14 protein-coding genes are annotated in these 12,869 nt (G+C 34.2%); all 14 read left to right on the forward strand.

All coding sequences use genetic code 11. The features are described from left to right. Positions 1-20: 20 nt before the first annotated feature. The 14 genes from ACQY63_RS10460 to ACQY63_RS10525 all read left to right on the forward strand — a co-directional run bounded on the left by ACQY63_RS10460 (position 21) and on the right by ACQY63_RS10525 (position 12,803). Positions 21-1,247 carry a chloride channel protein gene (locus ACQY63_RS10460; protein ID WP_412336288.1) on the forward strand — a complete coding sequence of 409 codons (1,227 nt, stop codon included), beginning with the start codon at positions 21-23 and terminating at the stop codon, positions 1,245-1,247. Positions 1,248-1,352: 105 nt separating this feature from the next. Then, on the forward strand, positions 1,353-1,604 hold the full coding sequence (locus ACQY63_RS10465) for a leucine-rich repeat protein (protein ID WP_022165398.1): 252 nt from the start codon (positions 1,353-1,355) through the stop codon (positions 1,602-1,604). After that, entirely contained in the window at positions 1,605-2,357 is a 753-nt protein-coding gene (locus tag ACQY63_RS10470) for a leucine-rich repeat domain-containing protein (RefSeq protein WP_412336436.1), read from the forward strand. Between the two features lie 120 nt (positions 2,358-2,477). Continuing rightward, positions 2,478-3,542, forward strand: a complete 1,065-nt coding sequence (locus ACQY63_RS10475; RefSeq protein WP_022165396.1) for an FAD:protein FMN transferase — start codon at positions 2,478-2,480, stop codon at positions 3,540-3,542. Positions 3,543-3,702: 160 nt separating this feature from the next. Further along, a complete protein-coding gene (locus ACQY63_RS10480; protein ID WP_022165395.1) occupies positions 3,703-3,969 on the forward strand; it encodes a 4Fe-4S binding protein in 267 nt (88 codons plus the stop codon). A 44-nt stretch (positions 3,970-4,013) separates the two neighbouring features. Next, the gene (locus tag ACQY63_RS10485) at positions 4,014-4,145 is read left to right on the forward strand and encodes a hypothetical protein (protein ID WP_022165394.1); all 132 of its coding nucleotides are present in this window, start codon (positions 4,014-4,016) and stop codon (positions 4,143-4,145) included. 24 nt (positions 4,146-4,169) lie between these two features. Continuing rightward, positions 4,170-4,565, forward strand: coding sequence for a NusG domain II-containing protein (locus tag ACQY63_RS10490; RefSeq protein WP_022165393.1), 396 nt, complete (start codon positions 4,170-4,172; stop codon positions 4,563-4,565). A gap of 129 nt (positions 4,566-4,694) precedes the next feature. Next, on the forward strand, positions 4,695-5,180 hold the full coding sequence (locus ACQY63_RS10495) for a Gx transporter family protein (RefSeq protein ID WP_022165392.1): 486 nt from the start codon (positions 4,695-4,697) through the stop codon (positions 5,178-5,180). 65 nt (positions 5,181-5,245) lie between these two features. Beyond that, positions 5,246-5,536, forward strand: coding sequence for a penicillin-binding Tp47 domain A-containing protein (locus ACQY63_RS10500; RefSeq protein WP_302689623.1), 291 nt, complete (start codon positions 5,246-5,248; stop codon positions 5,534-5,536). Positions 5,537-5,549: 13 nt separating this feature from the next. After that, the gene (locus ACQY63_RS10505) at positions 5,550-6,101 is read left to right on the forward strand and encodes a hypothetical protein (RefSeq protein ID WP_412336290.1); all 552 of its coding nucleotides are present in this window, start codon (positions 5,550-5,552) and stop codon (positions 6,099-6,101) included. A 16-nt stretch (positions 6,102-6,117) separates the two neighbouring features. Further along, positions 6,118-7,320 carry a deoxyguanosinetriphosphate triphosphohydrolase family protein gene (locus ACQY63_RS10510; protein ID WP_022165061.1) on the forward strand — a complete coding sequence of 401 codons (1,203 nt, stop codon included), beginning with the start codon at positions 6,118-6,120 and terminating at the stop codon, positions 7,318-7,320. 230 nt (positions 7,321-7,550) lie between these two features. Next, positions 7,551-9,860 (forward strand): glycoside hydrolase family 16 protein, encoded by a 2,310-nt coding sequence (locus tag ACQY63_RS10515; RefSeq protein WP_428245192.1) that lies wholly within the window; start codon positions 7,551-7,553, stop codon positions 9,858-9,860. A 63-nt stretch (positions 9,861-9,923) separates the two neighbouring features. After that, positions 9,924-12,344, forward strand: coding sequence for a glycoside hydrolase family 64 protein (locus tag ACQY63_RS10520; RefSeq protein ID WP_302689620.1), 2,421 nt, complete (start codon positions 9,924-9,926; stop codon positions 12,342-12,344). 252 nt (positions 12,345-12,596) lie between these two features. Then, positions 12,597-12,803, forward strand: a complete 207-nt coding sequence (locus ACQY63_RS10525) for a hypothetical protein (protein WP_412336294.1) — start codon at positions 12,597-12,599, stop codon at positions 12,801-12,803. Positions 12,804-12,869 lie beyond the last annotated feature (66 nt).

The following is a 12,869-nucleotide window of genomic DNA, read 5'->3' on the forward strand; positions in this document are numbered from 1 at the left end:
TCCACATAAGGAGACAACAAATGAACAAACAACAAATATACGAAAAAGCAATTCTAACGATCAAATATATTATCCTTGCAATTATAATCGGTGTTGTTGTGGGAATAGTAGACACAGTTTTTGGAAGAGGCTTAATTGCAATATCTGATTTCAGAACAGCCAATTACAAATATCTTATTCCGTTTTTACCGGTAGCAGGACTTTTAATTACATGGCTGTACCTACGTTTTAGCAAATTAAGTTTAAAAGGTATGACACTTGTATTTGAAGTTGGGCAGGAGAAAAGGGATTCAATACCACTTGCGCTAGTACCACTGGTTATGGTTGGAACATGGATAACACATCTTTTTGGAGGTAGTGCCGGCAGGGAAGGTGTAGCTGTTCAGATAGGGGCAACACTTTCACATTATTTGGGCCGAAAAATGAAAACACCAGACAACAGCAAAGTTATGCTAATAACAGGTATGGCAGCAGGTTTTGGTGGCTTGTTTCAAACTCCGTTGGCGGCGACTTTTTTTGCCATGGAAGTAATTGTTGCAGGTTATATGGATTATCAGGCATTGCTACCTGCAATAATCGGAGCCTTTGTAGCTTCATTTACATCACACTCACTAGGACTTGAAAAATTTGCTGTGGAACTGAAGAGTACAGTTGATTTGTCAAATATGAAAATCGTAGCAATAGTTATAATTTTAGGATTAGCATTTGGAATTGTGGGAAGATTATTTTCAAAATTACTTCAGATTCTAAAGAAATTTATGGTAGAGAAATTTGTGAATCATTATGTGAGAATTGGTGTGATTTCAATACCATTGGCAATAATATTGATTTCCCTTTGGCAAGGAAGATACAGCGGACTTGGAACTAACTTGATTTCCAGCGTTTTTTCAGGTGGAGAGGTTTATGGCATTGACTGGATTTTGAAACTGTTACTAACAGTGCTTACTTTATCAATTGGTTTTCAGGGCGGTGAAGTAACACCACTGTTTTCAATAGGGGCAACTCTTGGAATGGTTCTTGGAGGGTTACTTGGTATATCCCCTGTTTTATGTGGCGCACTTGGTTATGCAGCAGTTTTTGGAAGTGCCACAAATACACTGATAGCACCTATAATGCTTGGTATCGAAGTGTTTGGTGGAAGTAATATGTTATTGTTTGTGGTGGTATGCAGTATTGCATACATTGTTAATGGAAATAAATCAATTTACGGTGCACAGGAAAAAAGTAGTAATTTACAAATAAAATAAGTTTTATTAGGCAGATAAATGTGTTAGTCTAGTTATAACGGTATGTTACTAAAAAATATGACAGGAATAATATATTGACAGAAAATACAAAAGGATAAGGGTAAGATGAAAAAAGTACAATATCTAATATTTACAATGCTATTAGCAGTATTGGTAATTGGCTTTGCAGGCAAAAAAATAGTTATTCCGTCAAAAATAAACGGTCAAACGGTAATAGGTATTTGGAATAATGTTTTTGAAAAATGTACTAATTTAGAGGATGTAGTGTTTCAGGAAGGCTGCAAATATATAGGAAAGAATGTTTTTACTAATTGTAGTAATTTGCAAAAAGTCACTCTTCCCAAAAGTTTGCTATAAATAGGAGATGGAGCTTTTGCTAAAACAAAAATTATAGAGATAGCGATTCCACCAAATCTGAAAGTAATAGGAGACTGTGCTTTTTCACATACACCTTTAGAAAATATTATTTTACCTGATAACTTAAAGTGCATTACAGCAGGTATGTTATCTAACACTGAACTTGAAAAAATAACAATACCGGAAAGTGTTGTGCATATTGAGTATGGAGCCTTTGAGGATTCTAAGTTAAAAGAAATTGAGCTTCCGCAGAATTTATACTCAATAGGTAGTTTTGCATTTAATATACCGTCGCTTGAAAAAATTATTATTCATTCAAATGTGGAGATTATGGAAGAAAATATTTTTGGTAAACAGTATGGTGAAAAAGCAATTGATTTGACAATATGTTGCCCTGATGGCTCAAAGGCACAGTTATATGCAAGGAAATATGGGTGCAATTGTTGCGAAATTCCAAAAAGCTTAACAGCAAATAAGGAAATTTGTGCAAGTGGACTTTGGGTAAAATTTGTATTATTAAAAGAAAAAATTGATTTAAATGTGTTGTGTAAAAAATTATCAATTAATAAAGGGGAAACCTGGTCATGGGAAACAAGTTCAAGTTCTGTTGAAATTAACAAAGTTATGAGTATGGATGAGGCCGAAAGACTAAAGAAAAATTTTGAATGGTACATCAATGCATATCAGAAGGAATTATTTATGGGTGGTGTAGCTATAAAAGATAATCTTGTGGAAATACTGAAGTATTGGTAACCATAACATCCCACAAATTACCAACACGACAATTATTGACAATATAAAATCATTGTGCTAGATTACGCGAGTTAGTACAAACTAACACAAGTAAACAAAGAATAACAAAGAGGCATTTAAATGAAAAAATTATTAGCAATTCTTTTAGCATCGATGTTACTTGTATGTGGATGCAGTAAAAATAATATATCAGAAAATAATGCAGGAGGAGTATCGGCTGATTCCAAATCAGAGGAACAAAAAGTTACAGCGGATCTTTTTGCAATGGACACATACATGCAGGTGACAGCTTACGGAAAAAATGCAAACAAGGCAGTAGAACAGGCAAAAAAAAGAATAAATCAGCTAGACAGCATGCTTTCTACAGGCAAGAAGGAAAGTGAAGTCAGCAAGTTAAACAGTGAAAAAACTTTAACACTTTCAGAGGATGTAGGAAACATTATGGAACGTTCTTTGGAAATCTACAAAAGTACAAAGGGTGTTTTTAATCCGGCAATTTATCCTGTAATGCAGGCTTGGGGATTTGATACAAAAAAATATAAAGTTCCATCAAAGGAAAATTTGCAGGCAACTTTAAAAAATACAGATGCTTCAAAAATCAAATATAATAAGTCTTCAAGAGTCGCAACATTTGAAAATAAAAAAATGGAAATTGACTTTGGAGGAATTGCAAAAGGTTACACATCGGCAGCAGTTATGAAGATTTTTAAGGACTGCGGTGTGACAAGTGGTCTGGTTAGTCTTGGTGGTAATGTTCAGGCATTAGGTAGCAAGGTTGATGGCAGCAGTTGGAAAGTGGCAATTCAAAATCCTGACAGCGAGGAAAACTATCTTGGAGTGCTTAATATAAAGAACAAAGCAGTTATTACATCAGGTGGCTATGAACGTTATTTCGAAAAAAACGGAAAAGTTTATCACCATATAATTGATCCGGCAACCGGGTATCCGGCAAATGCAGGTCTTAAATCAGTGACAATTGTTAGTGAGGATGGAACACTTGCAGATGGTTTGTCAACATCACTATTTATTATGGGGCTTGAGAAAGGCGAGAATTATTGGAGAGAAAACAGTGATAAGTTCGATGTGATTTTCTTAACAGACGATAACAAACAGTACGTTACAGAAGGAATTTACAAAGATTACTCATCTGATAATAAAGTAATAAAAATTACTAAGGATAAGTAATAAAGTAAATAAAATTAAAAAGACAAATGGTTATCAAACTTTGTAAAAAGATAATTATAAACAGATAATCAGAAACTAAACAGATAAAAATAATTTATAAATATAAACAGGACTGAAAAATTACAAAAGGCAAAATAGAAAACAAGGTGGAAACATACAAATGAAGAAGATAAACAAAAGGAAAATTCAAAAATATATCAGAATGATAATTCAGCTAATATTCTTCACAATTATGCTATCAATTTACACCACAGCCTTTTCGGGTGTTAAGTACATTTTCACCCAAATTGGAAATGGACAGCAGGTGGAATTAACATCTTTTGTTACAATATTAATTGTGTTATGCTTATACACGATAGTTTTTGGCAGATTCTTTTGTGGCTTTGCATGTGCCTTTGGCAGTTTAGGCGACTACCTTCAGGAATAGAACTACCAAATAGTGGTGAGAACATTCAATCAGGAGAATGTTTTATGTGTCAAAAATGTATGAATATATGCCCAAAACAAAATGTTAAAACATCTACAATAAAAGGAAATGGCATTGGCTTTATTTTAATAAGAGCAGCCATTCTTATAATCATAATGAAGTGGGCTGGTATTTAAGATTGGTAAACTAGGAGCATTTTAATGAAGAAAAAAGATATTATTCTGGTGATTGTTGTTCTTTTAATAGCCGGAGTTTCGTATAGCATGATGCATTTTATGAGGTCGGGCGAAGGTCATTTTGCACAGGTGTCAGTTGATGGCAAAGTGCAGGGGACTTATTCATTAGATAAAGATAGAACAATAGAAATTAAATCTTCAAAAGGAAAGAATATTCTTATCATTAAAGATGGAAAGGTGGAGATGAAAGAGGCAGATTGCCCTGACAAGTATTGTGTTAAGCAGGGCAAAATCAAAAATGTTGGTGAGACAATAGTGTGTCTGCCACATAAAGTTGTGGTTGAAATAGAAAAGACAAGTAAAGGCACAGATTCTAATGACAATAAGAAAAATGATGAAATAGATGCAGTAGTGAAATAGCTAAGCTATAAAGCATAAACAATAGTTAAATAACTAAAATGATAAAACACATACAGAAGCAAAAGAACTAAATTTTGCGAAAATTTGTAAGGTTGGAAAAGTAATTTAATATTTCAGGAAGGAGTTAATATGGATGCAAAAAGAATAGCAAATATGGCAATGCTGGTAGCGTTAGCAATAATTTTTAGCTATGTAGAATTTATGATTCCTATTAATCTTGGTATTCCCGGAATAAAATTAGGGTTGGCAAATTTAGTAATTGTAATAGCCTTGTACACACTAAAACTAAGTGATGTGTGGATTATTTCAATCCTAAGAATATTGATAATCGGCTTTATGTTTGGAAGTGGTATGTCAATTATTTATAGTTTGGCAGGGGCTATTGTAAGCTTAATCGTAATGATGCTTGTGAAAAAAATTAATGGTTTCAGCATCATGGGAGTTAGCATGATAGGAGCAGTATGCCACAATCTTGGACAGATTGTGGTAGCAATGATAGTCGTAGAAACTACAAGTATTTTGTATTATGTACCGGTTCTTTTGGTTGCCGGTTTAATCACAGGTGCAATAATAGGCATAATTTCAAAAAGAGTATTAGTTGCCATAAAAAAATAAAACAAATTTTTTTACCCCTAAAGATTAGATAAAACTAACAAAAATAAGTCAAAGCAAACAAATATGTGTATGCAGGACTTACATGGCAGGAATATTGGGCAAGTGAAGGTGTATATGAAGCAGGAAACGTACAGTCTTCAGAGGCAGAAGACAGTAGAGGCGAATTAGATAAAGGTGTTTTCGATGCAGTTTCAAGAGCTACAGTAAATCACGGTATTCACAGAGGAAGTTTCCAGTGTAGCACAACAATTTATGACGTAGATGGCAATACATACAATGTTTTATATTGGAAGACTGGTGAGAATGGAAACGGAACTTGTCAGTGCGTTTTAACAGATGGAAGAGGGAAAATTTGAATGGACAGCAAAAATGATAAATATAAACACGGGAAATAATAATAGTTTGATTTCAAAGTGTAAAGTCCTAAAGGAATATGTTATACTAACAACTAGGATGAGAGAGTATATCAGTAAGTATTCCGGTAAGGATTTCAGTGACGAGGAAGCAGTGAAAATGGCTGTGGACGAATGTATAAATGAATATGTGTTGCGAGAATTTCTGCTGGAAAATAAGGCGGAGGTGGTTAAAATGTTCTTGACAGAGTATAACGAAAAGCAGACATTGGAAAACACGTATAACGATGGCGTTGAAGTTGGTAAAGAAAAGGGGATAGAAATTGGCAAAGCTCAGGGCATTGAATTTGGAGAACGCAGAAAGCTTATTGAAATGGTATATAAGAAAATGAAAAGAGGAAAAACTGTAGAAGAAATAGCAGACGATTTGGAAGAAGATATAGAAGTAATTAATCCTATTTTTAATGAAATAGAGAAGGTAGGGTTAGATAAAAGTCTGGAAGAGATAATAAAAAAAGTTAAGGTTAAAGTAATGAAAGAACAGTATGGCTTATTCGGAGTTAATTAAGAATCATGGAGGATTTATGCCAAAATACAACGACTTATCAAAAGAATTACAGGAAAAAATAGAACAGGATCGAGCTAATCATGTGGTAAATCCATACGCCTTTCGTAACGAGGATGCTCTTCGTAGAAAGATGGACTGGGACAAAAACAAACTTTTAAGACCGGCGTTTGTACGTGACTGTGAGAAAATCCTACATCTACCAATGTATAATCGTTATGCTGACAAAACACAGGTATTTTCATTATACAGAAATGATGATATTTCAAGGCGTTCCAGTCATGTGCAGTTGGTATCAAGAATAGCCAGAAACATTGGTGGTTTGCTGGGGCTGAATACGGATTTAATAGAAGCTATTTCCCTGGGACATGACATTGGTCACACACCATTTGGTCATGCAGGAGAGCACAAACTAAATGAATTATACAATGGAAACACCGGAAGATATTTTAATCACAATGTTCATAGCGTAAGAGTTCTTGATCAGATTTTTAATCTGAATCTTAGTATGGAAACACTGGACGGAATACTATGCCACAATGGTGAGATGGAGCTTGAAAAATATAAGCCTATTGCTTATAGAAATTTTGATATCTACGATAAGAAAGTTGAAGAGTGTTATGTGAATAAAGAGGCTAACACCAAGTTGATACCAGCTACCTTAGAGGCATGTGTTATGAGAATTTCAGATATTATTGCATACCTTGGAAAAGACAGACAGGATGCGCAGGAGTTGGGACTTTTTGAGACATCGCCAAAATACTACGAAGGTAAAATCGGAACTACCAATTCTGAGATTATTAACAACATGATTGTAAACATTGTGGAAAATAGTTATGGAAAAGACTACCTGAAAATGGATGAAGATTTCTTTGAAGCTTTTTCACAGGGAAAGAGGGAAAACTATTCTTTAATTTATGGTAATTCAAAAGTTAAAAAAGTTTACGAAGAAGAAATCAATCCGATGATGGAAGAAATCTATGAGAAACTTTTGAAGGATGCAAAGGCTCATAATAAGAATTCGGTATTGTATAAACATCACATTAATTACATTAATGATAGAGCAAAATATTATACAAATGAAGATTATGATGAAAACGAGGCAAATGAAAAGGTAGTTGATTATATTGCAAGCATGACAGATGACTACTTTGTAGACTTATACAAATACCTGTTTCCAAAGGGGAAACATCATGTAAAATACATTGGATATTTTGAATAAAAAATATGAAATTTAAAAGAACACTAAAAATGGTTTTATGAAAGGATAATACTGTTCAGGTGTCATCATTTTAGAATGGTGGCTAAATTTTAGGTCCTATTGTTGAAAAAATGGGGGTATGTTAGTATAGAATGTAGACGAATAAAATTGTTTTTATTCATTTTTGACCGAATAGATTAACAGAGGAAGGAGCGCATAATACTTAGTAGAAAGTATTATGTAAAAGCATTATGTTTAAGAAAATTATAGCTGTAGCTGCAAGCGTTACAATGTTATTTTCAGGAATAGCATTTAGCCCGGCAAAAAAGGTAAACGCGGCAGTACATTCATCACAGGGAAGCGAGACATGGAAGTTAGTATGGAATGATGAATTCAATCAAACTGTTGGAGGTGCACCTGATCAGTCAGTATGGTCTTACGATATAGGAGTAGGAAATGGTGGCTGGGGAAATGCAGAACGTCAGTATTATACAAACAGCACAAATAATGTATATATTGCAGATGTGTCAGGTGATTCAAGTTCTTCAGATGGAAGGGCATTGGCAATTAAGGCAATCAAGTCTGGAGATAGTATAACATCAGGTAGATTAAAATCATTAAATAAACAATATTTAAGATATGGAAGAATAGAAGCAAAAATCAGAACAGAAAACGGAATGCAGTCAGGTGTGTGGCCTGCATTTTGGATGATGGGAAATGATATCGAAAGTGGAGCACCATGGCCATATTGTGGTGAGATAGATATTATGGAACACAGAAATGCAGAGCAGAATGTTATTGGAACACTACATTATAATAGTGGAAAAGGTACATCAGCAGGTTACGCTCACCAATATATTGGTAGTGAAATCAATGGTCAATATGGTTATATTGGCGATATGAATCAGTGGCATAAATATGCTGTTGAATGGTACGAAGACGTTATCAAGTTTTTTGTAGATGACACTTGCTTTGAAACACTTAACATATCAAGTGATGAAATGGAAGAATTCCAAAAAGATCATTTTATTCTTTTAAATTTAGCAATTGGTAGTACAAATTCACCATTTACACTTGGACAAACAATCAGCGATAGTTTCACAGATGCAACAATGTATGTGGATTATGTTCGTGTATATCAGGGAACAGACAGCTCGTTTAGAAGAGCAAAGTCAACTGAAGGTGTGACAAATCCTGAGCTAACAACTATGGGTGATGGAATGACAGTATGTTCTAATCAGAAAACTTACTTAGGTGATTGGGGCTACTATATTTGGGATGGAACTTACGCTAAGTATTTAGGCGGTGAAAGTTTAGACGGCTTTCAAATGAAAATTGTAGACAACAAAAAACAAAATTGGGGAACTCAGGTTTTTACAAAAGAGATAGCTGTAACAAGTGGAAAAACATATAACGTTAGTGTAGATGTAGATTCAAACGTAGTGACTCCTGCGATTTTAATGAAAGACGAGATTAGTGAAACAGAGTTCGTTAATCAGGGACTCATAGCTGGAAAGAATACATTAAAGGGAACATTTACTGCAAATTCAGATAAAATGCAGTTTATGTTTAACTTACAAAACGTTGATTCAGGAACAACATTGAATTTCTCAAATGTAACAGTAACTGAGGTTTCAGATGGACAGGATACAAGTAAAGAAACATCAACGTCCAAAGAAAATCAGACAACAGGTGGTAATGTAACTCCTTCTAATTTAACAGAAATTAAAGGTGGAGCAGAAAATACATATTACTATGATAAAGATTCAATGGAGAATGTTAAAGAAGTAGTAAATATTCAGCAGGCAGGATATGCTACAGAACCTGGTATTTATGTGAACGTTCCGGCAGGTATCAGCGATGTTAAGGTAAACGGTGTAGCATTGGATGCAACTGCAATTCAGGGTGCAGGCACATGGATTTATTTATCAAAGCTTACAAAAAGGACAAATAATGTTGAAATAACATATGCAGGTGGCGTTGCAAAAATCACAATTGCAAATATGTCAATGTCTGAAGGTAGTGATGTAACAACAACATCACAGCAAACAACAACTAGCAAACAGGAAGTAACGACAACAAAACAACAGACAACAACTAGCAAACAGGAAGTAACGACAACAAAACAACAGACAACAACTAACAAGCAGGAAGTAACGACGACAATAAAACAACCAAATACTTCAACAACATTAGGAACAACAAAAGCACCTGAAACTGTGAAGCAGACAACTACAGCTAATAAGGTTGACTCAACTAAGGTTAAGTTAGGAAAAACTAAAATTGCCAAAGCTTCAAAGAAAAAGAATGTTAAGAAGATTAAATTAACACTTAAAAAGATTAAAGGAGCAAAGGGCTATCAGGTTAAAGTTTCCACGTCAAAGAAATTTAAGAAAAAAACAACAGTAACAAAAACTATTAAAAAACTTACTAACACAGTTAACATTAAAAAACTCAAAGTAGTTAAGAAATATTACATTAAGGCAAGAGCTTTTAGCAAGACAAAGGGAACTATAAGCTACGGCAAATGGAGTAAAGTTAAAGTAGTTAAGATTAATTAACCAAAGTTAAATAGTCAAACTGCATAGCAATAAACTTTAATAACAAGAAAGGATTTAGAGAGAATGAGAAAATCAAAATTTATGGCGATACTATTAACACTTGTTCTTACACTAAGTATGGCAAACGGATTAGTGTTTAATGTATCAGCCGCAAGCCCAAAACTTAACAAGAAAAAGGTAACAATTACTGTTGGAAAGACAGTAAAATTAAAAGTTAAAAAGAATAAGGCTAAGAAAAAAGTTAAGTGGAAATCAGCAAACAAGAAAATTGTTAAAGTTACAAAAAAAGGAAAAATAAAGGGAATCAAACCTGGTAAAACAGTTGTAACTGCAAAAGTCGGCAAGAAAAAATTAAAATGCAAGGTTAAAGTAGTTGCAAAGAAACAGACTACTAAACCAACTGTAAAGCCAACAGTGCCTGCAACAACAAAAGCTCCAGTGCAGACAACACAGGCACCGGTAACAACAAAAGCACCAGTACAGACAACACAGGCACCGGTAACAACAAAAGCACCAGTACAGACAACACAGGCACCGGTAACAACAAAAGCACCAGTACAGACAACACAGACACCGGTAACAACAAAAGCACCAGTACAGACAACACAGGCACCAACCACAGCTAAGACTACAACAATAGTTGACGATGGAAAGCCGGGACCAAAAGAAGCTTTTGGAGAGGTAATTATAGGAATAGATGGTTTATCGGTACAATTTGTTTGGGGAAATGATAACGAAATTATAAGTAGTGGTCAGACATTCAACATATACTATGATGGAGTTTTAGGAGAACAGGGTGTAAATCCTGCAGTAATTACTCATGTATTTGCTACAGGTGGAAAACATGTAATTACTATTAAGGGATATCTTAATGGAAAAGAAAGTCAAGGTGTAAATATTGGAGTAGATCTTGGTGGAAGTGGAGATAACCAGACAACAACAAACAGTTCTGAACCAACGCAACCATCAACAACACAGCCTACAACAACAAAACCAGCAACAACAAAACCAGCAACAACAACTAAGCCATCATCAGAGAATCCAACAACAGCACTTACTTTTACAACAGATAGCTCAATTGAGAAACCATTTGGTTTAAATGTAAGTCAGGCATCAGAAGGATATGTTAATATTGTTTGGGGACGTGGTACAATTGACTGCTATAATGTATATGTAGATGGAGTAAGAAGACGTACAGGTGTATCAGCACAGTTATTAAAACTTCCGGTTTACACAGAGGGAACACATACAATAGCAATTACAACAGTAGTAGGAACAAAAGAATCAGAAAAACTTGAGGCACAGGTTGCAATTACAGGTATAGGTGAAAAAGAAACAGAGCCTGAAACATGTCCACCTGAACTTCAGCCACAATTAAAGGAAAATGTTCCTATGAAGGATGATAGAATCGCAATTGAACTTAACAACAAAACAAATGGAAAATATAGTGATGACCAGATTTATTGGTGTATCTTAGGAAACAATTCAGATAATAAACTTTGTTATATGGACAAGTATGGTAACATGATTCCGGCATCAGAATCTTTAAATACAATTGACGTAAATGGAAAAAAATATGCGAATATTTATCATACACTTGCAGAATCAGACCATGTATATGCACCAACAGTTCGTTCAGGAAGAATGTACTTAAGTTATGGAAAACCTGTTTACGTTACATTTAATACAGATGCTAATGGCAATGCAGGTTATGCAGGACCAGACCTTAACAATCCAAGTGATGTAAATGCAAACACATTATTTGAATTTGCTGAATTTACAATCGAAGGCAAGAGTTATTGGGGGAACACAACTCGTGTTGACTATTTCTGTTTCCCAATGATTACACGTTTAGTTGGAAATGCACTTTATGGTACATATGACAAGACTGTAGGTGATATAGGAACAAGAGATGAAATTTTCTCAGCATTTAAAAACAATGCACCTGAGGCATTTAAAACACTTGTAAGAGATGATAGAATTATTGCTCCATGCAAACTTACATTTGGTGAAGGAAAACAGTATGCAAACTACTTCGATAATTATATTAATGAATTCTGGACAAAATACTCAAATGAAGATTTAAGATTTAGCTCAGAAACAGGAAGCTTTGTAGGAAGAGTAGAAGGTAATAGAATGAAATTTACAAGAGATAATGATTCTAATGTATATTATATTGATAAGCCAACTACTCAGGATATGTTAGAAGGCAGAGGAGCTTTTGATAGAGGTAATGGTGTAGAAAAAGCTATCGAAGCACAGTTATGTGCAGCATTTAACAGAGGTGTTGCAACAGAACCTGACAAGTGGTACATAGTAAGCGAATATTATAAGAAGAGCCCATCAAACTACTATGCAGGTTTCTTCCATGAACATTCAGTTTGTGGTTTAGCTTACGGCTTCTGCTATGATGATGTAAATGACCAGAGTACACTTTTACAGTACGATAAAGCAGATGCGTTAGTAATCGATTTAAGATGGTAAGACATAAAAATACAGAAAAGGTAACGATATTTAATAATGTGTTGACAATATATAGTAAGGCAATAACATTATTAAAAAAATAGAAATATTAATAAATTCAGGAACCTACCTTTTATTGTTAATATTGAAAAGCAATTCGTTGACATTTTAACTGTTTATACATAAAATGCCATTTAAGCAAAAGGCAAGAGGACAAGGACGTCTACAAAAAGATGTTATTGTCCTCTTTTTTTGTGTAATGGGAAGATTCGTTTGAATTTCCAGTACATAAAAAATGTAACACCAAATAAGTGGTATGAATATTACACCACAAAATGGACAGTTGCAGATAAATCAGTTGTACAAATTGTAAATGATATGGGAGATTTAGTTGATATACAGGCTGTAGGAGTTGGACAAACAGATGTGTATATCAACATAGGCGGAAAAGTAGCTAAATGCCATGTGGTAGTTAAATAAACTTTTTTAACTTTATGTTTTATAACATTGTTGCACTTCTAATATTATGTTAAAATATCAAAGGAT

Source organism: Eubacterium sp. Marseille-QA0814, from assembly GCF_965119675.1.
In the GTDB taxonomy this organism is placed as follows: domain Bacteria; phylum Bacillota; class Clostridia; order Lachnospirales; family Lachnospiraceae; genus Eubacterium_G.

What these genes read in the sequence shown, in the direction of transcription:
- ACQY63_RS10515 (WP_428245192.1), top strand. Translation starts at nt 7,551, where the DNA reads ATGTTTAAGAAAATTATAGCTGTAGCTGCAAGCGTTACAATGTTATTT.
- ACQY63_RS10495 (WP_022165392.1), top strand. Translation starts at nt 4,695, where the DNA reads ATGGATGCAAAAAGAATAGCAAATATGGCAATGCTGGTAGCGTTAGCA.
- ACQY63_RS10505 (WP_412336290.1), top strand. Translation starts at nt 5,550, where the DNA reads ATGATAAATATAAACACGGGAAATAATAATAGTTTGATTTCAAAGTGT.
- ACQY63_RS10475 (WP_022165396.1), top strand. Translation starts at nt 2,478, where the DNA reads ATGAAAAAATTATTAGCAATTCTTTTAGCATCGATGTTACTTGTATGT.
- ACQY63_RS10460 (WP_412336288.1), top strand. Translation starts at nt 21, where the DNA reads ATGAACAAACAACAAATATACGAAAAAGCAATTCTAACGATCAAATAT.
- ACQY63_RS10490 (WP_022165393.1), top strand. Translation starts at nt 4,170, where the DNA reads ATGAAGAAAAAAGATATTATTCTGGTGATTGTTGTTCTTTTAATAGCC.
- ACQY63_RS10465 (WP_022165398.1), top strand. Translation starts at nt 1,353, where the DNA reads ATGAAAAAAGTACAATATCTAATATTTACAATGCTATTAGCAGTATTG.
- ACQY63_RS10485 (WP_022165394.1), top strand. Translation starts at nt 4,014, where the DNA reads ATGTGTCAAAAATGTATGAATATATGCCCAAAACAAAATGTTAAAACA.
- ACQY63_RS10520 (WP_302689620.1), top strand. Translation starts at nt 9,924, where the DNA reads ATGAGAAAATCAAAATTTATGGCGATACTATTAACACTTGTTCTTACA.
- ACQY63_RS10480 (WP_022165395.1), top strand. Translation starts at nt 3,703, where the DNA reads ATGAAGAAGATAAACAAAAGGAAAATTCAAAAATATATCAGAATGATA.
- ACQY63_RS10510 (WP_022165061.1), top strand. Translation starts at nt 6,118, where the DNA reads ATGCCAAAATACAACGACTTATCAAAAGAATTACAGGAAAAAATAGAA.